Consider the following 23,195-nt stretch of genomic DNA (forward strand, 5'->3'; position numbering starts at 1 on the left):
GGCACCCCCGGGGGGCCCCCCCCGCCCCCCCCCCACAGTGGGGTAATGTGATCTGCCCGGTGATCGTACAACTCGCTTGAGCTATGATGGCGCCAAGCCGAACTTTCGAGACAAGATGCAGACCATGGAAAAGCTGATCGACACCCCGCGCCTCCCCCGCAAGCGCCGCAGCCTCGCCCAGGAATTGGTGACGGTGTTGAGCGAGCAGATCCGTGATGGCCTGCTCAAGCGTGGCGACAAATTGCCCACCGAGTCGGCAATCATGGAAGCCCATGGCGTCAGCCGCACCGTGGTCCGCGAGGCGATTTCCCGTCTGCAGGCCGCCGGTCAGGTGGAAACCCGCCACGGCATTGGCACCTTTGTTCTCGACACACCGAGCCCGAGCGGTTTCCGCATCGACCCGGCCACTGTCGTCACTCTGCGTGACGTCCTGGCGATTCTCGAATTGCGCATCAGCCTCGAAGTCGAATCCGCCGGCCTCGCCGCGCAACGCCGCAGCCCCGAGCAACTGGCAACCATGCGCGCCGCCCTCGACGCCTTGAACGAAAGCGCCTCCCATGCCAGCGATGCGGTGTCGTCGGACTTCGCTTTCCACCTGGAAATCGCCCTGTCCACCGGCAACCGCTACTTCACCGACATCATGACCCACCTTGGCACCAGCATCATTCCACGTACGCGGCTGAACTCGGCGCGTTTGGCTCATGATGACCAGCAGCACTACATGGGCCGCCTGAGCCGCGAGCACGAGGAAATCTACGACGCGATTGCCCGTCAGGACTCCGATGCCGCGCGTGCGGCGATGCGTCTGCACCTGACCAACAGCCGCGAAAGACTGCGCCAGGCCCATGAAGAGGCGCAGGCGCAGGGGTAGTGCTTAACGCACTATGGCAACCTTGAGCTCTGAAGACATGCCAGGGATTTGACCGTCTCGCGAGATGCTGTACCACAACCGGGCATCTGCTCCCGCAGCGAGACCCTTCGAAAAATGATCCCTCTCAATTCTGAAAGTAATCTTCTTGCCGACATCAGCGGAAGTCAGGACTTTCGAGTAATCCCATTGCTTGTTGCCGATGACAAGCATCAGTTTCACTTGGTCCCCTAGCGTGGCTCCTTCATAAGCAGGTACCACAGCGTCGGTCGGGTCTTTAATTGTGCTGACAGAGATAATGCCGTTTGCTGCTTCTGTCAGTGCTGGAGCCGGCAAAGGGGGGAGCGTTGCGTTAGTCATTGTCAAAATCCTTTTGTTGAGTCTGATTTGGCGAAATGCGGGAGCTTGTCTCGCGTATCCATTTAAGGATCGCTAGACCTGCTGCCGCACCTGTAAGAAATACCAGTTCCGACCAACGGTCAGTCCGCTAACGCCGTACCAGTCACGCCTCAACCCGCAACCTCAACGCCTGCGAATACGGCTCCATACTCGACTCATCGCGGAACTTGTAACGCAGCTCCACCTCGCGGTTCAGATACGGTTGCAGCGCCTCTTTCGGCAGTTGCACCTCGATGTCGAACAGCTTCTCCATTTCATCCTCGGCGTCGTCCCAGGCGCCAGTGTCCACCTCATCACCTTCCCATTCGGGTTCCTCGCCATCGCTGCCGAGAATCGCGTAGACGCTCCAGTTCGCTGCGAAATCGCTGGAATCCGGCACCTGCACGGTGAGGATGTCCGGCAATTGCGAGAGCTGAAGCGTCACGCAATCGTCTTGCGCCGGGGCGGCATGGGTGAGGGTGGGGGCGGCAAAATGCATCGACATAGCGGCTTCCTTTGAGTGGTCCGCCACGATCCTTCGTGGCAGTCGACGTACTTTACGAGCCGCTGGTCCTCTCAGAGTTAAACGAATCCAGACCAGATATTTCCGCGAGAAAATGCTTCAAGGACGGGCCTTCCAGCGATTTCCAGAAGCATAAGCAGTGATTTTGTCGGACAAAAAAGCCCTGCCAACGATGAAATGCAGTTGACGGTTATTTTTTAAGTTGTACGATGACCTACAACTTCGGCGAAGGCTGAACGGTCCACTCACAATAAAACGTTGCTACCAGGGTGTTCGAATAATGAATCCACAAGAACTGAAGTCCATCCTCTCTGCCGGCCTGCTGTCTTTCCCGGTGACCGATTTCAACGCGCAGGGCGATTTCAACCGCGCGGGCTACATCAAACGCCTGGAATGGCTGGCTCCGTATGGCGCTTCGGCTCTGTTCGCCGCCGGCGGCACCGGTGAGTTCTTCTCCCTGGCCGCCAGCGAATACTCGGAAATCATCAAGACTGCCGTCGACACCTGCGCAACCAGCGTGCCGATCCTCGCCGGCGTCGGTGGTTCGACCCGCCAGGCCATCGAATACGCTCAGGAAGCCGAGCGTCTGGGCGCCAAAGGCCTGCTGCTGCTGCCGCACTACCTGACCGAAGCGAGCCAGGACGGTGTTGCTGCCCACGTTGAAGCCGTGTGCAAATCGGTGAAGATCGGTGTGGTCGTCTACAACCGCAACGTTTGCCGCCTCAACGCGCCGCTGCTGGAACGTCTGGCCGAGCGCTGCCCGAACCTGATCGGCTACAAGGATGGCCTGGGCGATATCGAGTTGATGGTGTCGATCCGTCGCCGCCTCGGTGATCGCTTCAGCTACCTGGGTGGTTTGCCGACCGCCGAAGTCTACGCCGCTGCCTACAAGGCGTTGGGCGTGCCGGTGTACTCCTCGGCGGTGTTCAACTTCATCCCGAAAACCGCGATGGACTTCTACCACGCGATCGCTCGCGAAGATCACGCCACTGTCGGCAAGATCATCGACGACTTCTTCCTGCCGTACCTGGACATCCGCAACCGCAAGGCCGGTTACGCCGTGAGCATCGTCAAGGCAGGTGCAAAAATCGCCGGCTATGACGCAGGTCCGGTGCGTGCGCCGCTGACCGACCTGACCGGCGAAGAGTACGAAATGCTCGCCGCGCTGATCGACAAGCAAGGCGCGCAATAAACGAGAAAAGCGAGGCCGCTGAGCAATCAGCGGCTTTTTGCGTGAAGGCTTTTAGAGTTGAGGGCTGCCCTGTGACAACTGCAAAACGCTACGACAACTACATCAATGGCGAATGGGTCGCCGGTGCCGATTACTCGGCCAACATCAACCCGTCCGAACTCAGCGACACCATCGGCGACTACGCCAAGGCTGACCTGACCCAGGTCAACGCCGCCATCGACGCTGCTCGCGCTGCGTTCCCGGCGTACTCCACTTCGGGCATTCAGGCCCGTCACGATTCGCTGGATAAAGTCGGCAGCGAGATCCTCGCCCGTCGCGAAGAGCTCGGCACGCTGTTGGCCCGTGAAGAGGGCAAGACCCTGCCGGAAGCGATCGGTGAAGTGACCCGCGCCGGCAACATTTTCAAGTTCTTCGCCGGTGAATGCCTGCGTCTGTCCGGTGACTATGTGCCGTCGGTACGCCCGGGCGTCAACGTCGAAGTCACCCGCGAAGCGCTGGGCGTGGTCGGTCTGATCACCCCGTGGAACTTTCCGATCGCCATTCCGGCGTGGAAGATTGCTCCGGCCCTGGCCTACGGCAACTGCGTCGTGCTCAAGCCTGCCGATCTGGTGCCGGGCTGCGCTTGGGCGCTGGCGGAAATCATTTCCCGCGCGGGCTTCCCGGCCGGTGTGTTCAACCTGGTAATGGGCAGCGGTCGGGTGGTTGGCGAGGCGTTGGTCAACAGCCCGAAAGTCGACGGCATCAGCTTCACCGGTTCGGTGGGCGTGGGTCGTCAGATCGCGGTCAACTGCGTTTCGCGCCAGGCCAAGGTGCAGCTGGAAATGGGCGGCAAGAACCCGCAGATCATTCTCGACGACGCCGACCTCAAGCAAGCGGTCGAGCTGTCGGTGCAGAGCGCGTTCTACTCCACCGGCCAGCGCTGCACTGCGTCGAGCCGTCTGATCGTTACCGCCGGCATTCACGACAAGTTCGTTGAAGCGATGGCCGAGCGCATGAAGTCGATCAAGGTCGGCCACGCGCTGAAAGCCGGCACCGACATAGGTCCGGTGGTTTCCCAGGCGCAGCTTGAACAGGACATGAAGTACATCGACATCGGCCAGTCCGAAGGTGCACGTCTGGTCAGCGGCGGCGGTGTAGTGACTTGCGACACCGAGGGCTACTTCCTCGCGCCAACCCTGTTTGCCGACAGCGAAGCGTCGATGCGTATCAGCCGCGAAGAGATCTTCGGCCCGGTAGCCAACATTGTTCGTGTGGCTGATTACGAAGCTGCGCTGGCAATGGCCAACGACACCGAATTCGGCTTGTCGGCCGGCATCGCCACCACCTCGCTGAAGTACGCCAACCACTTCAAGCGCCACTCCCAGGCCGGGATGGTGATGGTCAACCTGCCGACCGCCGGCGTGGATTACCACGTACCGTTCGGTGGCCGTAAAGGCTCGTCCTACGGCTCCCGTGAGCAGGGCCGCTATGCACAAGAGTTCTACACGGTCGTGAAGACTGCCTACATCGGTTCCTGATACACGCAATACCTGTGGGAGCTGGCTTGCCAGCGATTCAGGCAACGCGGTGCTGCAGGCACGCCGCGCTGATGCCATCGCTGGCAAGCCAGCTCCCACAAAGACCAAAGAATGTTTTACCCGCATAAAAATAATCAGTGGGAGTACATCTGCATGCAATCCTCCAAGCCGACTCACGTCCGCTATTTGATCCTGCTCATGCTGTTTCTGGTGACCACGATCAATTACGCCGACCGTGCCACGATCGCCATTGCCGGCTCCAGCCTGCAAAAAGACCTTGGCATTGACGCCGTCACCCTCGGCTACATCTTCTCCGCATTCGGTTGGGCCTACGTTGCCGGGCAAATTCCCGGTGGCTGGCTGCTCGATCGCTTCGGCTCGAAAAAAGTCTATGCCCTGAGCATTTTCACCTGGTCGCTGTTCACCGTGCTGCAAGGCTTCGTCGGTGAATTCGGCATGTCCACGGCAGTGGTTGCGCTGTTCATGTTGCGCTTTCTGGTGGGCCTGGCCGAAGCGCCATCGTTCCCCGGCAACGCGCGCATCGTGGCGGCGTGGTTCCCGACCGCTGAACGCGGCACCGCTTCGGCGATCTTCAACTCGGCGCAATACTTTGCCACCGTGCTGTTCGCGCCGTTGATGGGCTGGATCGTCTACAGCTTCGGCTGGGAGCACGTGTTCATCGTCATGGGTATCCTCGGTATCGTGTTCTCGCTGGTGTGGCTGAAAGTCATCTACAGCCCGCGCGAACATCCACGCGTCAACGAGGCCGAGTTCAAGCACATCGCTGACAACGGCGGCATGGTCGACATGGATCAGAAGGGCAAGAAGTCCGACGGTCCGAAGTGGGATTACATCCGTCAGTTGCTGACCAACCGCATGATGCTCGGCGTGTATCTGGGCCAGTACTGCATCAACGGCATCACCTATTTCTTCCTGACCTGGTTCCCGGTGTATCTGGTGCAAGAGCGTGGCATGACCATTCTCAAGGCCGGTTTCATCGCTTCGTTGCCGGCGATCTGCGGCTTTATCGGCGGCGTGCTCGGCGGGGTGATTTCCGACTACCTGCTGCGCAAGGGCCATTCGCTGACTTTCGCTCGCAAGGCGCCGATCATCGCCGGTCTGCTGGTTTCGAGCAGCATCGTCGCGTGCAACTATGTTGACGTGGAATGGATGGTCGTGGGCTTCATGGCTCTGGCATTCTTCGGCAAAGGCGTTGGCGCACTGGGCTGGGCGGTGGTCTCCGACACTTCGCCGAAACAGATCGCCGGTCTGAGCGGTGGCCTGTTCAACACCTTCGGCAACATCGCTTCGATCACCACGCCGATCGTCATCGGCTACATCATCAGCTCCACCGGTTCGTTCAAGTGGGCGCTGGTGTTTGTCGGCGCCAACGCACTGGTCGCGGTGTTCAGCTATCTGGTGATCGTCGGCCCGATCAAGCGTGTGGTCTTGAAAGAGCCGCCAGCCAAGGGCGGCAATGAAGTCACCGGTAACTTGTCTCAAGCGCATTCCTGAGGAGCGGCGTCATGCAGTTGATTGAACATTCCGACTCGCCGCGCTACATCCGCCTGCACGAGCGGGACAACGTTGTAGTGGTGGTCAACGATCAGGGCGTACCGGCCGGTACCGAGTTTGCCGACGGCCTGGTCACCTTGGATTTCGTACCCCAGAGCCACAAGGTCACCTTGGAGGATATTCCTGAAGGCGGCCCGGTGATTCGTTACGGGCAGATCATCGGCTACGCCTTGCAGCCGATCCGTCGCGGCAGTTGGGTCAAGGAAGATCAACTGCGCATGCCGACCGCGCCGCCGCTGGACAGCTTGCCGCTGTCCACCGATGTGCCGGATGCGCAGGCACCGCTGGAAGGCTTCACGTTCGAGGGTTATCGCAACGCCGACGGCACCGTCGGCACGCGCAACATTCTCGGCATCACTACGACCGTGCAGTGCGTCACCGGCGTGCTCGATCACGCGGTCAAGCGCATCAAGGAAGAGCTGCTGCCGAAGTACCCGCACGTCGATGACGTGGTGGCGCTGACCCACAGTTATGGCTGCGGTGTGGCGATTACCGCGACCGATGCCTACATCCCGATTCGTACCGTGCGCAATCTGGCACGCAATCCGAACCTGGGCGGCGAGGCGCTGGTGATCGGTCTGGGCTGCGAGAAATTGCAGGCCGGGCAGGTGATGCACGAGGACGATGCCTCGGTGGATCTCAGCGATCCGTGGCTGTACCGCTTGCAGGATTCCAGTCACGGCTTCACCGAAATGATCGAACAGATCATGGAACTGGCCGAAGTGCGCTTGAAGAAACTCGACCAGCGCCGCCGCGAAACCGTGCCGGCCTCCGAGCTGATTCTCGGTATGCAGTGCGGCGGCAGCGACGCGTTCTCCGGCATCACCGCCAACCCGGCGCTGGGTTATGCCTCAGACTTGCTGTTGCGTGCCGGGGCGACAGTGATGTTTTCCGAAGTCACCGAAGTGCGCGATGCGATCTACCTGCTCACCTCCCGCGCACAGACGCAAACCGTTGCCGAAGAGCTGGTGCGCGAAATGGACTGGTACGACCGTTACCTGGCCAAGGGCGAGGCCGATCGCAGTGCCAACACCACGCCGGGCAACAAGAAGGGCGGGTTGTCGAACATTGTCGAGAAGTCGCTGGGCTCGATCGTCAAGTCCGGCAGCAGCGCGATCAATGGCGTGCTCGGCCCGGGCGAGCGTTTCAAGCACAAGGGCCTGATTTTCTGCGCGACGCCGGCCAGTGATTTTGTCTGCGGTACGCTGCAACTGGCGGCGGGGATGAACCTGCACGTGTTCACCACTGGTCGCGGCACGCCTTATGGGCTGGCCATGGCGCCGGTGGTCAAGGTATCGACGCGGACCGAACTGGCGCAGCGCTGGCCGGATCTGATCGACATCGATGCCGGCCGCATTGCCACCGGGCGCGCGACCATCGAAGAACTCGGCTGGGAGTTGTTTCACTATTACCTGGATGTTGCCAGTGGCAAGCAACAGACTTGGGCGGAGAAGCACAAGCTGCATAACGACATCACCTTGTTCAACCCGGCGCCGATTACCTGAGACCGCGTCATCGTTCTTCGCGAGCAGGCTCGCTCCCACAGGGATATGCATTGCAAATGTGGGAGCGAGCCTGCTCGCGAAAGCGATCTGCCAGACGCCGAAGGACTTGCGGTGCCTGTGATCGTTCCCACGCTCTGCGTGGGAATGCCTCATGTGCCGCTCCGCGTCACGCTTTGGGACGCAGAGCGTCCCGGGGCTGCATTCCCACGCAGAGCGTGGGAACGATCAGGGTGAAAGTGGCTTATCATTAGCCCCCTATCGACGCTCACCCAAGGCTCTCCGGCATGCTGGCAATATTTCTTGAAACCCTGAACATCACCGCGCCGGTGTTTGCCATGCTGTTTCTCGGTGTGCTGCTCAAGCGCATCGACTGGATCAACGACAACTTCATCCACACCGCCTCGTCGCTGGTGTTCAACGTGACCATGCCGGCGCTGCTGTTCCTCGGCATCCTCCACGCGGATCTGCACGCCGCGCTGCAACCTTCGCTCCTCATCTACTTTTCCCTTGCCACCCTGGTGAGTTTCGCCGTGGCCTGGGGCTGGGCGATTTTCAAGTGTCCGCGTGAAGATCGCGGCATCTACACTCAGGGCGCGTTTCGCGGCAATAACGGCGTGATCGGCCTGGCACTCGCGGCAAGCATGTACGGCGATTACGGCATTTCCCTCGGGGCGATTCTCGCGGCGCTGGTGATCCTGTTCTACAACACGTTGTCGACCATCGTGCTGGCGGTTTACAGCCCGGTGATCAAGTCCGATCCGTGGAGCATCTGCAAAAGCGTGTTCAGCAACCCGCTGATCATCAGCGTGATTTCGGCGGCGCCTTTTGCTTACTTCAAGATCGGACTGCCGGGCTGGCTGGAAACTTCCGGCCAGTACCTGGCGCAGACCACGCTGCCGCTGGCGCTGATCTGTATCGGCGGCACGCTGTCACTGGCGGCGTTGCGCAAGAGCGGCAAGATGGCGCTCAGCTCCAGCCTGGTGAAGATGGTCGGTCTGCCGTTACTGGCAACCGTGGGCGCGTGGCTGTGGGGCTTTCGCGGGGCGGAACTGGGGATTCTGTTTCTCTACTTTGGCAGCCCGACGGCGGCGGCAAGTTTCGTCATGGCCCGGGCGGCGCAGGGCAATCATGAGCTGGCAGCGGCGATCATCGTGATGACCACGTTGATGGCGGCGATTACCACCAATGTCGGGATCTTTGTGTTGCAGTGGGGTGGGTGGATCTGACCAAGGATTTGCGGTGTCTGCCAGGGCCTCTTCGCGAGCAGGCTCGCTCCCACAGGGAAGCGCATTGCAAATGTGGGAGCGAGCCTGCTCGCGAAGGCGGTCACTGCGGTTTCTGATAACTGTCGATCACTTCCTGCGCCGCGCGAAACGCATCGATCGCCGCCGGCACGCCGGCATACACCGCGCAATGCAGCAGTGCTTCGCGAATCTCTTCCACCGTGCAGCCGTTGTTCAGCGCACCGCGCACATGGCCTTTCAACTCCTGCGGACACTTCAACGCGGTCAGCGCGGCGAGGGTGATCAGGCTGCGGGTTTTCAGCGACAAGCCTTCGCGATTCCACACGCCGCCCCAGGCGTGTTCATTGACGAAATCCTGCAACGGCTGGGTGAACTCGGTGGCGTTGCCCAGGGCGCGATCAACGAACGCATCGCCCATGACCTGACGACGGATTTCAACCCCGGACTGCTTCGACTCGCTCATGGCACATCTCTCTTGTGGTGTTGGCGACGCCAGGCGCGGATCGACGTGAACAGCAGAAACGTCAGCAGCGCCGGCAGGACATAAAACAGCATCAAGCGCTCGAGTTTGCCGGCCAGCGGCATGCCGGTGGTGAACGACACCACATGCAGCCCGTAGACCAGATACAAACCGAGCAGCAGCAAGCCTTCGGCCCGGGTAACGCGGTAGCCGGAATAGAACACCGGCAAGCACAGCGCCGCGACGCCGAGCATCACTGGCAAGTCGAAATCCAGCGCGTTGGGGGAGACGGAAAGCGGCGTCGGTGCGAGTAGGGCGGTCAGCCCGAGCACCCCGAGCAGGTTGAACAGGTTGGCGCCGATCACGTTGCCCACGGCAATATCACGCTGCCCGCGCAGGGCGGCGATCAGCGAGGTCGCCAGCTCCGGCAGCGAGGTGCCGACCGCGACCACGGTCAGGCCGATGACCCGTTCGGACAGGCCCAGGTCGGTGGCCACGACCACGGCGGCGCCGAGCAGCAAACGCCCGGCGAACACCAGCATGGCAAGGCCAGCGAGAATCATCAGCACCCTGATCAGCCAGGATTGCTGCGTATCCTTCGGGCGTTCGGTATGGGGGCGGGTCGAGTGTCGCGACTGGCGGAACAACAAGCCAAGGTACAGCGCCAAGGCCCCGAGCAGCAGGACGCCGTCGAAACGCCCGAGGTCTTTATTCCACGCGAGGATGAATACCAGCAGGCTGGCGCCGATCATCAGCGGGATATCCAGGCGCACCAACTGCCGCGACACGCGCAGCGGGATGATCAGTGCCGAGAGGCCAAGGGTTACGAGGATATTGAAGATGCCGCTGCCGACCACGCTGCCGACGGCGATGTCCGGGTTGTCGGTCAGCGCCGCTTGCAGGCTCACGGTCATCTGCGGCGCGCTGCTGCCGAGGGCGACGATGGTCAGGCCGATGATCAGCGGACGCACGTGCAGGCGCTCGGCCAGGCGCACGGCGGCGCGCACCATCAGCTCGGCGCCGATGAGCAAAAGAACCAAGCCGCTGAGCAATTCGATGACGTTGATCAGCGGCAGATCGGCTAGTCCGAAAATGGTCAGCGCTCCATCAGTCCAAGGCCTGCACGCGAACCCGTGCGGTGCCGCTGCGCAGCATGCCGATTTCATCGGCGGCCTCGCGCGACAGATCGATCAGCCGGCCACGGGTGTGCGGGCCACGGTCATTGATGCGGACCACGACTGATTCATCGTTTTTCAGGTTGGTGACCTTCACCCGCGTGCCGAACGGCAACTGGCGGTGGGCGGCGGTCAGGGAATGCTGGTTGAACGCTTCGCCGCTGGCGGTGCGTTTACCGTGATGTTTGGCTCCGTAATAGGAGGCGACGCCGGTCTGGTCATAACCGTGCGGGTCGATGGTGTCGGTACTGGCGCAACCGGCCAGCAGAGAGAGCAGGGCGCTGCTCAAAAACAGGCGCTTCATTCAAAGGTATCCCGGATCAAATGTAGGAGTGACCTGTGGCGAGGGGATTTATCCCCGTTGGACTGCGCAGCAGTCCCAAAACTGAGAACTCGGTTTATCTGGTGCAAATCAAGCTCAGCAATTGGGGCCGCTTCGCGGCCCAACGGGGATAAATCCCCTCGCCACAGGTCCCTTCCACAGGGGATGGAGCCAGGCTTTGGATCTGGCTCCATTGGTGGTCAGCCTTCGAGCTTGCTTTTCAGCAGTTCGTTCACCTGCTGCGGGTTGGCCTTGCCTTTCGAGGCTTTCATGGCCTGGCCGACGAAGAAGCCGAACATCTTGCCGCGTTTGGCTTCGTCTGCCGCGCGGTATTGTTCGACCTGTTCGGCGTTGGCCGCGAGCATTTCGTCGAGCACGGCGGAGATCGCGCCGGTGTCGGTGACTTGCTTGAGCCCGCGCTTCTCGATGATCTCGTCAGCACTGCCTTCGCCGTTGGCCATCGCTTCGAACACTACCTTGGCGATCTTGCCGGAGATGGTGTTGTCCTTGATGCGCTGCAGCATGCCGCCCAGTTGCTCGGCGGAAACCGGCGAATCCTCGATGTCCAGGCCCTGCTTGTTGAGCAGGCTACCCAACTCGACCATCACCCAGTTCGCCGCCAGTTTCGCGTCGCCACCGATGGCTGCGACTTTCTCGAAGTAATCCGCCTGTTCACGGCTGGTGGCCAGCACGTTGGCGTCGTAGGCCGACAGACCGAACTGGCTCTGGAAGCGTTCGCGCTTTTGCGGTGGCAGTTCCGGCAGGGTGGCACGCACTTCACCGAGGAACGACTCTTCGATGACCACCGGCAGCAGGTCCGGATCGGGGAAGTAACGGTAGTCGTTGGCTTCCTCTTTCGAACGCATCGGACGGGTCTCGTCCTTGTTCGGATCGTACAGGCGGGTCTGCTGGATCACTTTGCCGCCGTCCTCGATCAGTTCGATCTGACGCTGGATCTCGGAGTTGATTGCCTTCTCGATGAAGCGGAACGAGTTGACGTTCTTGATCTCGCAGCGAGTGCCGAACTCGACCTGGCCTTTCGGGCGTACCGAGACGTTGCAGTCGCAACGCAGCGAGCCTTCGGCCATGTTGCCGTCGCAGATGCCCAGGTAGCGCACCAGCGCGTGGATCGCCTTGACGTAAGCCACGGCTTCCTTGGCGCTGCGCATGTCCGGCTCGGAGACGATTTCCAGCAGCGGCGTGCCGGCACGGTTCAGGTCGATGCCGGTGGCACCGTTGAATTCTTCGTGCAGGCTCTTGCCGGCGTCTTCTTCCAGGTGCGCACGGGTGATGCCGACGCGTTTGACCGTGCCATCCTCGAGGGCGATGTCCAGGTGGCCTTTGCCAACGATCGGCAATTCCATCTGGCTGATCTGGTAGCCCTTCGGCAGATCCGGGTAGAAATAGTTTTTCCGGGCGAACACGTTGTGCTGGCCGATCTCGGCGTCAATCGCCAGACCGAACATCACCGCCATGCGCACCGCTTCCTGGTTGAGCACCGGCAGCACGCCGGGCATGCCCAGATCGATCAGGCTGGCCTGGGTGTTCGGCTCGGAACCGAAGGTGGTGGAACTACCGGAAAAGATTTTCGACCGGGTGGTGAGCTGAGTGTGAATCTCCAGCCCGATCACGACTTCCCATTGCATGTGTGTCTCCTCAGAAGCCGGTTGGGGTGCGGGTGTGCCAGTCAGTGTTGAGCTGATACTGGTGCGCAACGTTGAGCAAACGGCCTTCCTGGAAGTACGGCGCGAGCAACTGCACGCCCACCGGCAGACCGTCGACAAAACCGGCCGGCATCGACAGGCCCGGCAGGCCGGCGAGGTTGGCGGTGATGGTGTAGACGTCTTCCAGATAGGCAGCGACCGGGTCGCTGTTCTTCGCGCCGAGTTTCCACGCCGGGTTCGGCGTGGTCGGGCCGAGGATGATGTCGACTTCATTGAACGCAGCCATGAAATCGTTCTTCACCAGACGACGAATCTTCTGCGCTTTCAGGTAGTAGGCGTCGTAGTAACCGGCGGACAGCGCGTAGGCACCGACCATGATCCGGCGCTGCACTTCCGCGCCGAAGCCTTCGCCACGGGAGCGCTTGTACAGGTCGATGAGGTTTTCCGGGTTCTCGCAGCGATGGCCGAAACGCACGCCGTCGAAACGCGACAGGTTGGAAGACGCTTCTGCCGGGGCGATCACGTAGTAGGCCGGAATGGCGTGCTGCATGTTCGGCAGGCTGATTTCCTTGATCACGGCACCGAGCTTCTGCAACTGCTGGATGCTGTTCTGGATCAGCTCGGCAATGCGCGGGTCGAGACCGGCGCTGAAGTATTCCTTCGGCACGCCGATGCGCAGGCCTTGCAGCGACTCGCCGAGGCTGGCGGAGTAATCCGGAACCGGCTCATCGATGCTGGTGGAGTCGTTCGGGTCGAAGCCGGCCATGCCTTGCAGCAGGATCGCGCAGTCTTCGGCCGTGCGCGCCAACGGGCCGCCCTGATCGAGGCTGGACGCGTAGGCAATCATGCCCCAGCGCGAAACGCGACCGTAGGTCGGCTTCAGGCCGGTGAGGTTGGTGAACGCCGCCGGCTGACGGATCGAACCGCCGGTGTCGGTTGCGGTGGCGGCAGGCAGCAGGCGAGCGGCCACGGCGGCGGCCGAGCCACCGGACGAACCGCCCGGCACGTGTTCCAGGTTCCATGGGTTTTTCACTGCGCCGTACCAGCTCGACTCGTTGGCCGAACCCATGGCGAATTCGTCCATGTTGGTCTTGCCCAGGGTCACAGCGCCAGCAGCGGCCAGTTTCGCAACGACAGTGGCGTCATACGGAGCTTTGAAGTTGTCGAGCATCTTCGAGCCGCAGCTGGTGCGGATGCCCAGGGTGCAGAACAGGTCCTTGTGGGCGATCGGCGCGCCGAGCAGGGCGCCGCTCTCACCGTTGGCCCGGCGTGCATCGGCGGCTTTCGCCTGCTCGATGGCCAGATCCTCGGTGAGGCTGATGAAACTGTTGAGCTGCGGATCGAGCTGGGTAATACGCGCCAGCAGGACTTTGGTCAGCTCTTCGGAGGAAAACTTTTTATCGGCGAGACCGCGGGCGATCTCGGCCAGAGTCATTTGATGCATTGCAGGCTCTTTCCCTTTAGTCGATGACTTTCGGAACCAGATACAGGCCGTTTTCGACCGCTGGTGCGATGGACTGGTAGGCCTCGCGATTATTCGTCTCGGTCACCACGTCGGCGCGCAGGCGCTGACTGGCTTCCAGGGGATGGGCCAGCGGCTCAATACCGTCGGTATCAACGGCCTGCATTTCGTCGACCAGCCCGAGAATGCTGTTGAGGGCGGAAGTAATGTGCGGAAGATCGGCATCGTTGAGGCCAAGGCAGGCCAGATGCGCGATTTTTTCCACGTCGGAGCGTTCTAGCGCCATCGGGATTCTCCAGTGGAAAACAGAACGGACGGCGTCCGTGTGTTAGATTGTCGGAACACTACCGCACTTCTACGGTCATAAGGCCGCGATTGTGGGGCTTGGTGCACAGAAAAGCGGCCAATTTAACATATTGGCGCCTTGCCCAAAATCCCTGTCGTTGTTAGAGTTTGCCGCACTTTTTTACCCACGCGTTGCCTAGGGTCCCTTTCCCATGTTCAAGAAACTGCGTGGCATGTTTTCCAGCGATCTTTCCATTGACCTGGGCACTGCCAACACCCTTATTTACGTGCGCGAGCGCGGTATCGTCCTGAATGAGCCATCGGTTGTGGCCATTCGGACACACGGTAACCAGAAAAGTGTCGTCGCTGTCGGCACCGAGGCCAAGCGCATGCTCGGCCGTACGCCGGGCAACATTGCTGCCATTCGTCCGATGAAGGACGGCGTGATCGCCGACTTCAGCGTCTGCGAAAAGATGCTGCAGTACTTTATCAACAAGGTTCACGAAAACAGTTTCCTGCAGCCCAGCCCTCGTGTGCTGATCTGCGTTCCATGCAAGTCCACCCAGGTTGAGCGTCGCGCCATCCGTGAATCGGCCCTTGGCGCCGGTGCCCGTGAAGTGTTCCTGATCGAAGAGCCGATGGCTGCTGCGATCGGTGCCGGCCTGCCGGTTGAAGAAGCGCGCGGTTCGATGGTCGTGGACATCGGTGGTGGTACCACCGAGATCGCCCTGATCTCCCTGAACGGTGTGGTTTACGCCGAATCCGTACGTGTCGGCGGCGACCGTTTCGACGAAGCGATCATCACCTACGTGCGCCGCAACTACGGCAGCCTGATCGGTGAATCCACCGCTGAACGCATCAAGCAGGAAATCGGTACGGCCTACCCGGGCGGCGAAGTGCGCGAAGTCGATGTTCGCGGTCGCAACCTGGCCGAAGGCGTTCCACGCGCATTCACCCTGAACTCCAACGAAGTGCTCGAGGCTCTGCAAGAGTCGCTGGCAACCATCGTTCAGGCCGTGAAAAGCGCGCTGGAGCAATCGCCGCCGGAACTGGCTTCCGACATCGCCGAGCGTGGCCTGGTGCTGACCGGTGGTGGCGCGCTGCTGCGTGACCTCGACAAGTTGCTGGCTCAGGAAACCGGTCTGCCGGTGATCGTTGCCGAAGATCCGCTGACTTGCGTTGCTCGCGGCGGTGGCCGTGCGCTGGAAATGATGGATAAGCACACCATGGATCTGCTTTCGAGCGAATAAGCTTCGAATGCAATACGTGGGTGAACGCACAGGCAGCACTTTGCAGTGCTGCCTGTTGGCGTTTATCTTCTGTCAGTCTTCATCCAGGCCGGTTTGATGCCGTATGAATAAACAGAACATTTGCCTGGGAGGAGCGGCTTATTAAACCGCTTTTCACCAAAGGCCCTTCGTTGGGCGTGCGCCTGTTGGTGCTGGCCGTGCTCGCGGTCGCACTGATGGTGGTCGATGCACGTTTCGACCTGCTCAAGCCCGCGCGCAAGCAAGCGTCGCTGGTGCTCATGGATGCCTACTGGATCACTGACCTGCCCGGCCGCTTGTGGGAAGGGGTCGCCAGTCAGTTCGGCAGCCGCACCGAGCTCGTCGCCGAAAACGAAAAACTCAAGACCGAAAACCTGCTGTTGCAGGGGCGCATGCAAAAGCTCGCGGCCCTGACCGAGCAGAACGTTCGGCTGCGCGAGTTGCTCAATTCCTCTGCATTGGTCAATGAAAAGGTCGAAGTGGCCGAGCTGATCGGCATGGACCCCAACCCCTTCACCCATCGCATCATCATCAACAAAGGTGAGCGCGACGGCGTGGTGCTCGGTCAACCGGTGCTCGATGCACGCGGGCTGATGGGCCAAGTGGTTGAATTGATGCCGTACACCTCGCGTGTCCTGCTGCTGACCGACACCACTCACAGCATTCCGGTGCAGGTGAATCGTAACGGTCTGCGCGCGATTGCCAGCGGCACCGGCAACCCGGAGCGCCTGGAATTGCGTCATGTCGCCGACACGGCAGACATCAAAGAGGGCGACCTGCTGGTCAGCTCCGGCCTCGGCCAGCGATTCCCGGCCGGTTATCCGGTGGCCACGGTCAAGGAAGTCATCCACGATTCCGGCCAACCGTTCGCCATTGTCCGCGCCGTGCCCACAGCCGCCCTGAACCGTAGCCGCTACCTGCTGCTGGTGTTCAGCGACAGCCGCACTGCCGAGGAACGCGCCAATGACGCCGCCCAGGCCCAGGAACAGCTCGACGCTCACGGCGGTGGCCCGATGTTGCCGGCCAGCGTGCCGAAACCGTTGATCATGCCTGCCACGCCGTCGACCGCTACCGCAGCGCCGGCCGCTGAAGCAGCGGCGCCAGCCGCCACGCCAGCCAAGCCCGCCGCGAGCAAACCGCCCGCTGCCGCTCCGGCCGCTGCCAAACCGCCGGCCGCGAGCAAACCACCGGCGAAGCCGCCAGCGACTACCGGGGGACGAGAATAATGGTCGGCGCGAAAAAATCCGGAAACGGCTGGATGATCTGGCTGACGTTCTTCGTCGGCATCCTGCTCAGCGTTTCACCGTTGCCGATCTTCATGGAAATCCTTCGCCCGCTGTGGCTGGCCTTGCTCGTGACGTTTTGGGCGCTGTACATGCCGCACACGGTCGGCATGGTAACGGCGTTCTGTCTGGGGCTGGCCGAAGATGTCCTGCAGGGCGACCTGCTCGGACAGAACGCGCTGATCCTGACCCTGATTACTTTCCTCGTGTTGTCGTTGCAGCAGCGCCTGCGCATGTTCCCGATGTGGCAGCAGTGCCTGGTGATCCTGGTGATCTTCGGCCTCGCACAATTGGCGCAACTGTGGCTCAGCGCTCTGACCGGCAACCGTCAGCCAACCCTGGCGCTGGTCTTGCCGGCGCTGGTCAGTGCCTTGCTCTGGCCGTGGGTCAGCTTCGCCCTTCGCGGGATGTGCCGACGCTACAGAATCTATTGAGCCGGTGAAGCAGGGCACTGAACAGGGAGATGTTTTGATGAAACTGCTTTACCTCGCCTCCGGCTCACCGCGCCGCCGGGAATTGCTCACGCAGATCGGCGTGCGGTTCTCCGCCATCAGCGCGGACATCGACGAAACCCCGCTGCCTGAAGAATCCCCTTCGGCCTATGTCGACCGCCTCGCGCGTGGCAAGGCTGAGGCCGGGCGCCGCTCGGTCGTCTCTGACCAGCCGTTCTGCGTGCTTGGCGCCGACACCGCTGTGGTACTCGACGGCAAAATACTTGGCAAACCGGTGGACGAAGCCGATGCATGCGCCATGCTGATGATGTTGTCCGGCAACGAACACGAAGTGCTGACCGCCATCGCCGTGCTTGAAGGTGAGCGCTGCGAGTCGCGGGTGGTGCGCAGTCGCGTGCGTTTTCGCAGCATCAGCCGCGAAGAGGCCGGCGCCTACTGGGCCAGTGGCGAACCGCGCGACAAGGCCGGCGGCTATGGCATTCAGGGCCTGGGTGCGGTGTTTGTCGCCGGGCTCGAGGGTAGCTATTCGGCGGTGGTCGGCCTGCCGCTGTGCGAAACCTGCGAGGTGTTGGGCCATTTCGGCATACCCTGTTGGCAAAACCTGAACACGCCCTGAGCGTCGTACGAATCCAGATGCGGCCACTATCGTGAACATGCCTGAACGAGATCCTGCCATGAGTGAAGAGATTCTGATCAACATCACGCCGATGGAGTCGCGCGTGGCGGTGGTCGAAAACGGTGTGCTGCAAGAAGTCCACGTCGAGCGCACGCAGAAACGCGGGATCGTCGGCAACATCTATAAAGGCAAGATCGTTCGTGTGCTGCCGGGCATGCAGGCGGCATTTGTCGACATCGGCCTCGATCGTGCAGCTTTCATTCACGCCGCCGAAATCTCCCTGCGCGAAGGCCCGGCGGTGGAAAGCATCAGTTCGCTGGTGCACGAAGGTCAAAGTCTGGTGGTGCAAGTCACCAAAGACCCGATCGGCTCCAAAGGCGCACGCCTGACCACACAACTGTCGATTCCTTCGCGTTATCTGGTGTACATGCCGCGCACCGCCCACGTCGGCATTTCCCTGAAGATCGAAGACGAAGCCGAGCGCGAGCGTCTCAAGCAGGTGGTCAGCGATTGCGTGGCCAAAGAAGGCATCAAGGAGGCCGGCGGCTTCATTCTGCGCACGGCTGCTGAAGGTGCCGGCGCTGATGAAATCCTCATGGACATCCGTTACCTGCGGCGCCTCTGGGACCAGATCAACGAGCAGATCAAGACCATCGCCGCGCCCAGCGTGATCTACGAAGATCTCGGCCTGGCCCTGCGCACCCTGCGTGATCTGGTCAATCCGAAAATCGAGAAGATCCGCATCGATTCCCGGGAAACCTTCCAAAAAACCACGCAGTTTGTCGCCGAACTGATGCCGGAAATCGCCGATCGTCTGGAACACTATCCGGGCGAGCGGCCGATCTTCGATCTGTACGGAGTCGAAGATGAAATCCAGCGCGCGCTGGAGCGCAAGGTACCGCTGAAATCCGGCGGCTATCTGGTGATCGATCCGGCGGAAGCCATGACCACCATCGACGTCAACACCGGGGCGTTCGTCGGTCATCGCAACCTCGAAGAAACCATTTTCAAGACCAATCTCGAAGCGGCCACGGCGATTGCCCGGCAGATGCGCCTGCGCAACCTCGGCGGGATCATCATCATCGACTTCATCGACATGGAAGATGAAGAGCACCAGCGTCAGGTCCTGCGCACTCTGGAGAAACAGCTGGAGCGCGATCACGCCAAGACCAACATCATCGGCATTACCGAGCTGGGCCTGGTGCAGATGACCCGCAAGCGCACCCGCGAAAGCCTCGAACAGGTGTTGTGTGAACCGTGCAGCAGTTGTCAGGGACGCGGCAAACTGAAGACCGCCGAAACCATCTGTTACGAGATCTTCCGCGAGATTCTACGCGAGGCGCGGGCCTATCAGGCCGAGGGTTATCGGGTACTGGCCAACCAGAAAGTGGTCGATCGTCTGCTCGATGAAGAGTCCGGTAACGTCGCCGAGCTTGAAGGCTTTATCGGTCGCACCATACGTTTCCAGGTGGAAACCATGTATTCCCAGGAACAATATGACGTGGTGCTGCTCTGAAGCCCTGCATCACCACTCATTCAACGCGGCTGGCCTCAGCTTTTCGCAGTATTTTTGCCATGGGAGCCAACTGACATGGAGCGTCTGACACGCATTCTGGCCGCACTCACCCGCTGGGGGCTGGGCCTGTGCGCGTTGGTTCTGGTGTTGATGGCGTTGTACGTCAGCCTCGGCCGCGAGCTGACGCCACTGGTGGCCGAATACCGCGCCGACATCGAAGACAAGGCCAGTGCCGCCCTCGGCATGCCTTTGCAAATCGGTGAGCTGGAAGGCAACTGGAGCGGTTTCGCACCGATCCTGCTGGCCCACGACGTGATGGTCGGCGACGGTGCCAACGCTCTGCGCCTCGACCGCGTGAGGGTGGTGCCGGATATGTGGGGCAGCGTGCTCGCCCGCGAAGTCCGTCTCGCGCATATCGAACTCAACGGTTTGAAGATCAGCCTCAAGGAAGCCGAAGACGGCACCTGGGCGCTGGAAGGCCTGCCGGTGCAGAAGGATCAACCGTTCGATCCGGCACAATTGTTCCAGCGCTCGCAGATGATCAGGCAACTGTCGGTGCTCGATAGCCAGGTGACCCTGCAACCGCTCGACCACCCGCCCATGACGCTCACCTATGTCGGCCTCAATCTGCGCACCGGCGCCAGCCGCCAGCGTGTCGACGCGCGTCTGACCTTGCCCGACGGCCAGCCTGTGGCGCTGAGCCTGCGCAGCCAGTTGCGTCCTGATCAGTGGCAGAACAGCGCTATCGAGGGCTATGCCAGCCTGCCGCAGAGCGACTGGTCGAAGTGGCTGCCCGAGCGCCTGACTCAGCAATGGAATTTTTCCGAGATCAAGGCCGGCGGCGAACTCTGGGTCGATTGGGCCGAAGGCGCGTTGCAAAGCGCCGCGTTGCGCCTGAATGCGCCGCAAGTGACCGGTGCCTACGCCGAGCGCAAGCCAATCCAGATCAACAATCTGGCGCTCAACGCCTATTACCGCAACACCGCCGAGGGCGCGAAGGTCACTCTTGATTCACTGGCGATGAGCTTCGGCGACACCCGTTGGGAATCCCATGTGCAGGTGCAGCAGACTCGCGCCAGCGCCAACGCTGAAGAGCTCTGGCATTTGCAGGCCGATCGCCTCGATCTGACCCCGATCACGCCGCTGCTCAATGCGCTGGGGCCGTTGCCGCAAAGCTTCGCCACAGTGGTCGAGCGTTTGAAGGTAACCGGCGGCCTGCGCAACGTCCTGCTGGATTTCCGTCCGACCGCCGCCGATGGCAATAAATTCGGCTTTGCCGCCAACCTCGATAATGTCGGTTTTGATGCCTACCACGGCGCTCCGGCGGCGCGGAATGTCAGTGGCAGCCTCAGCGGCAATCTGGACGGCGGTGAGTTGCGCCTCGACAGCAAGGACTTCGTCCTGCACCTCGATCCGATTTTCGCCAAACCATGGCAATACCTGCAGGCCAATGCGCGGCTGACCTGGAAGCTCGACAAGGATGGCTTCACCCTGATTGCGCCGTACCTGAAGGTGCTGGGCGAGGAGGGCAAGATTGCCGGCGACTTCCTTATCCGCCTGCACTTCGACCATAGCCAGGAAGACTACATGGACCTGCGCGTCGGCCTGGTCGATGGCGACGGTCGCTACACCGCGAAATACCTGCCGGCGGTGTTGAGCCCGGCGCTTGATGAGTGGCTGCGCACGGCGATCCTCAAAGGCGCGGTGGATCAGGGTTTCTTCCAGTATCAGGGCTCGCTGAGCAAGAATGCCGGCGAGGCTGATCGCAGCATCAGCCTGTTCTTCAAAGTGCATGACGCCGAACTGGCCTTTCAGCCGGGCTGGCCGCACGTGAGCAAGGTCAGCGGTGACGTGTTCATCGAGGACAGCGGCGTGCGCATCTGGGCCAGCAAGGGCCAGTTGCTCGATACGCAAGTCAGCGATGTCTTCGTCAATATTCCTCACGTACCGGCCGGACAGAACAGCCATCTGTTGCTCGATGGCGCGTTTGCCGGTGGCCTGGGCGATGGTTTGAAGATTCTTCAGGACGCGCCGATCGGCACCGGCGAAACCTTTGCCGGTTGGGAGGGCGCCGGTGATCTGAATGGCAAGCTCAAACTGGACATTCCGCTGGCCAAGGGCGAACAGCCGAAAATCCTCGTCGATTTCAAAACCGCCAACGCGCGGCTGAAACTGGCCGAACCGAAACTGGAACTGAGCCAGCTCAAGGGCGATTTCCGCTTTGACAGCAATAAAGGCCTCAGCGGCCAGAACATCTCTGCGCGGGCCTTCGACAAACCGGTCACTGCGCAGATCTTCGCGGATGGCAGCCCCAACCAGATCAAGACCCGGGTTGCGGCGTCGGGGCAGGTCGAAGTGAAAAAGCTCACCGACTGGCTGGGCGTGACCCAGCCGTTGCCGGTGTCCGGGACGATTCCTTATCAGTTGCAGCTGAATCTTTCCGGGACCGACAGCCAGTTGCTGGTCAGCTCCAGCCTCAAAGGCGTGGCAGTGGATTTGCCGGCGCCGTTCGGCATGGCCGCCGATGTCGGGCGCGACACAGTGTTTCGCATGACCCTGCAAGGCCAGGAGCGGCGTTACTGGTTCAATTACGATCAACTGGCCAATTTCACTTTTGCCGCGCCGCCGAGCAATTTCGCCGATGGCCGTGGCGAACTGTTTCTCGGCGCTGGCGAAGCGGTGTTGCCGGGCGCCAAGGGCCTGCGCATTCGTGGGGTGCTGTCGGAGCTGGACGTCGCGCCGTGGCAGGATCTGGCCAACAAATACGCCGGCGGGGATCCGGGCGGCAGCGCCAAGCAACTGCTCAGCAGCGCTGACATCAAAGTCGGCAAATTGACCGCGCTCGGCACCACGCTGGATCAGGCCTCGGTGCAGATCAATCGCAAGCCCGGCGCATGGAATCTCGCTCTCGATAGTCAGCAGGCCAAGGGCACGGCCAGCCTGCCGGACGCCAACGGCGTGCCGATTGCGGTGAATCTGCAATACGTGAAACTGCCGGCGCCGGACCCGGCGGTGCAGGCTGACGAGAACGCGCCGGATCCATTGGCGTCAGTCGATCCGACGAAAATCCCGGCGCTGGATATCACCCTCAATCAATTGTTCCTCGGCCCCGATCTGGTGGGTGGCTGGTCGCTGAAAGTGCGGCCGACCGCCAAGGGCATCGCACTGAACAACCTCGATATGGGCCTCAAGGGAATCCTCCTGCAAGGCAACGGCGGCTGGGAAGGCGCGCCGGGGGCGACCAGCAGTTGGTACAAGGGCCGCATTGGCGGCAAGAATCTGGCCGACGTGCTCAAAGGCTGGGGCTTCGCGCCGAGCGTGACCAGCGAAGAATTCCATATGGACGTCGATGGACGTTGGCCGGGCTCGCCGGCGTGGCTGGCGACCAAGCGCTTCTCCGGCACCCTCGACGCCTCGCTGAACAAGGGCCAGTTCGTTGAAGTGGAAGGTGGTGCTCAGGCGCTGCGGGTGTTCGGTCTGCTCAACTTCAACTCGATCGGCCGGCGTCTGCGTCTGGACTTCTCCGACCTGTTCGGCAAAGGCTTGAGCTACGACCGGGTCAAAGGTTTGCTGGTGGCGAACAACGGTGTCTACGTCACCCGTGAGCCGATTCGCCTGACCGGGCCTTCGAGCAATCTTGAGCTGGACGGCACGCTGGATCTGGTCGGTGACAAGGTCGATGCGAAATTGCTGGTGACACTGCCGGTGACCAACAACCTGCCGATCGCCGCGCTGCTTGTTGGCGCACCGGCGGTCGGCGGCGCGCTGTTCCTCATCGACAAGCTGATCGGCGACCGCGTGGCGCGCTTCGCCAGCGTCAAGTACACCGTCAAAGGCCCATGGAAAGAGCCGAAAATCACCTTCGACAAGCCTTTTTAACTAGCAGACAC

At 61.3% G+C, this 23,195-nt stretch carries 20 protein-coding genes; 12 read left to right on the forward strand and 8 right to left on the reverse strand.

The window, feature by feature from the left end; genetic code table 11:
- The first annotated feature begins 124 nt into the window (after nt 1-124).
- The gene (locus OK411_RS05070) at nt 125-871 is read left to right on the forward strand and encodes a FadR/GntR family transcriptional regulator (RefSeq protein ID WP_024011597.1); all 747 of its coding nucleotides are present in this window, start codon (nt 125-127) and stop codon (nt 869-871) included.
- A 3-nt stretch (nt 872-874) separates the two neighbouring features.
- Here OK411_RS05070 and OK411_RS05075 read toward each other — a convergent pair whose 3' ends face one another.
- Together OK411_RS05075 and OK411_RS05080 are read right to left on the reverse strand one after the other, a co-directional pair.
- The gene (locus OK411_RS05075; protein ID WP_136491947.1) at nt 875-1,228 is read right to left on the reverse strand and encodes a hypothetical protein; all 354 of its coding nucleotides are present in this window, start codon (nt 1,226-1,228) and stop codon (nt 875-877) included.
- A 142-nt stretch (nt 1,229-1,370) separates the two neighbouring features.
- Nucleotides 1,371-1,751 carry a hypothetical protein gene (locus OK411_RS05080; RefSeq protein WP_136491948.1) on the reverse strand — a complete coding sequence of 127 codons (381 nt, stop codon included), beginning with the start codon at nt 1,749-1,751 and terminating at the stop codon, nt 1,371-1,373.
- 298 nt (nt 1,752-2,049) lie between these two features.
- Here OK411_RS05080 and kdgD point away from each other — a divergent pair, with 298 nt between their 5' ends.
- The 5 genes from kdgD (at nt 2,050) to OK411_RS05105 (ending at nt 8,784) form a co-directional block, all read left to right on the forward strand.
- Nucleotides 2,050-2,961, forward strand: a complete 912-nt coding sequence (kdgD, locus tag OK411_RS05085; protein ID WP_016771708.1) for a 5-dehydro-4-deoxyglucarate dehydratase — start codon at nt 2,050-2,052, stop codon at nt 2,959-2,961.
- Between the two features lie 71 nt (nt 2,962-3,032).
- Nucleotides 3,033-4,478 (forward strand): aldehyde dehydrogenase family protein, encoded by a 1,446-nt coding sequence (locus OK411_RS05090; RefSeq protein ID WP_073473811.1) that lies wholly within the window; start codon nt 3,033-3,035, stop codon nt 4,476-4,478.
- Between the two features lie 153 nt (nt 4,479-4,631).
- Nucleotides 4,632-5,993, forward strand: a complete 1,362-nt coding sequence (locus OK411_RS05095; RefSeq protein ID WP_101159224.1) for an MFS transporter — start codon at nt 4,632-4,634, stop codon at nt 5,991-5,993.
- 11 nt (nt 5,994-6,004) lie between these two features.
- Nucleotides 6,005-7,558 carry a galactarate dehydratase gene (garD, locus tag OK411_RS05100; RefSeq protein ID WP_016771706.1) on the forward strand — a complete coding sequence of 518 codons (1,554 nt, stop codon included), beginning with the start codon at nt 6,005-6,007 and terminating at the stop codon, nt 7,556-7,558.
- A gap of 284 nt (nt 7,559-7,842) precedes the next feature.
- Nucleotides 7,843-8,784: an AEC family transporter gene (locus tag OK411_RS05105; RefSeq protein ID WP_016770674.1), complete on the forward strand. Its 942-nt coding sequence runs from the start codon at nt 7,843-7,845 to the stop codon at nt 8,782-8,784.
- Nucleotides 8,785-8,884: 100 nt separating this feature from the next.
- Here OK411_RS05105 and OK411_RS05110 read toward each other — a convergent pair whose 3' ends face one another.
- The 6 genes from OK411_RS05110 to gatC form a co-directional block, all read right to left on the reverse strand.
- Nucleotides 8,885-9,265, reverse strand: coding sequence for a carboxymuconolactone decarboxylase family protein (locus OK411_RS05110; RefSeq protein ID WP_123443389.1), 381 nt, complete (start codon nt 9,263-9,265; stop codon nt 8,885-8,887).
- Nucleotides 9,262-10,338: a calcium/sodium antiporter gene (locus OK411_RS05115; protein ID WP_264364578.1), complete on the reverse strand. Its 1,077-nt coding sequence runs from the start codon at nt 10,336-10,338 to the stop codon at nt 9,262-9,264. The genes OK411_RS05110 and OK411_RS05115 overlap by 4 nt, the downstream gene beginning before the upstream one ends.
- Before the next feature lie 31 nt (nt 10,339-10,369).
- On the reverse strand, nt 10,370-10,741 hold the full coding sequence (locus OK411_RS05120; protein ID WP_016771703.1) for a septal ring lytic transglycosylase RlpA family protein: 372 nt from the start codon (nt 10,739-10,741) through the stop codon (nt 10,370-10,372).
- A gap of 218 nt (nt 10,742-10,959) precedes the next feature.
- A complete protein-coding gene (gene gatB, locus OK411_RS05125; protein WP_016771702.1) occupies nt 10,960-12,405 on the reverse strand; it encodes an Asp-tRNA(Asn)/Glu-tRNA(Gln) amidotransferase subunit GatB in 1,446 nt (481 codons plus the stop codon).
- Nucleotides 12,406-12,415: 10 nt separating this feature from the next.
- Nucleotides 12,416-13,867, reverse strand: a complete 1,452-nt coding sequence (gene gatA / locus OK411_RS05130; protein WP_016771701.1) for an Asp-tRNA(Asn)/Glu-tRNA(Gln) amidotransferase subunit GatA — start codon at nt 13,865-13,867, stop codon at nt 12,416-12,418.
- A gap of 16 nt (nt 13,868-13,883) precedes the next feature.
- Nucleotides 13,884-14,171, reverse strand: a complete 288-nt coding sequence (gene gatC, locus OK411_RS05135) for an Asp-tRNA(Asn)/Glu-tRNA(Gln) amidotransferase subunit GatC (protein ID WP_024011606.1) — start codon at nt 14,169-14,171, stop codon at nt 13,884-13,886.
- Between the two features lie 211 nt (nt 14,172-14,382).
- Here gatC and mreB point away from each other — a divergent pair, with 211 nt between their 5' ends.
- From mreB to OK411_RS05165, 6 genes are all read left to right on the forward strand, one after another.
- The gene (gene mreB, locus OK411_RS05140; protein ID WP_002555108.1) at nt 14,383-15,420 is read left to right on the forward strand and encodes a rod shape-determining protein MreB; all 1,038 of its coding nucleotides are present in this window, start codon (nt 14,383-14,385) and stop codon (nt 15,418-15,420) included.
- Nucleotides 15,421-15,560: 140 nt separating this feature from the next.
- Entirely contained in the window at nt 15,561-16,664 is a 1,104-nt protein-coding gene (gene mreC, locus OK411_RS05145; protein WP_080902498.1) for a rod shape-determining protein MreC, read from the forward strand.
- Entirely contained in the window at nt 16,664-17,155 is a 492-nt protein-coding gene (gene mreD, locus OK411_RS05150; RefSeq protein WP_024011608.1) for a rod shape-determining protein MreD, read from the forward strand. The genes mreC and mreD overlap by 1 nt, the downstream gene beginning before the upstream one ends.
- Nucleotides 17,156-17,192: 37 nt before the next feature.
- On the forward strand, nt 17,193-17,789 hold the full coding sequence (locus tag OK411_RS05155) for a Maf family protein (protein ID WP_264364527.1): 597 nt from the start codon (nt 17,193-17,195) through the stop codon (nt 17,787-17,789).
- Nucleotides 17,790-17,847: 58 nt separating this feature from the next.
- Nucleotides 17,848-19,305, forward strand: a complete 1,458-nt coding sequence (rng, locus tag OK411_RS05160) for a ribonuclease G (RefSeq protein WP_016771696.1) — start codon at nt 17,848-17,850, stop codon at nt 19,303-19,305.
- A 75-nt stretch (nt 19,306-19,380) separates the two neighbouring features.
- A complete protein-coding gene (locus tag OK411_RS05165; protein WP_264364528.1) occupies nt 19,381-23,184 on the forward strand; it encodes a YhdP family protein in 3,804 nt (1,267 codons plus the stop codon).
- Nucleotides 23,185-23,195: the final 11 nt, after the last annotated feature.

It is taken from the genome of Pseudomonas sp. RG1, from assembly GCF_025910115.1.
Taxonomy (GTDB): domain Bacteria; phylum Pseudomonadota; class Gammaproteobacteria; order Pseudomonadales; family Pseudomonadaceae; genus Aquipseudomonas; species Aquipseudomonas atacamensis.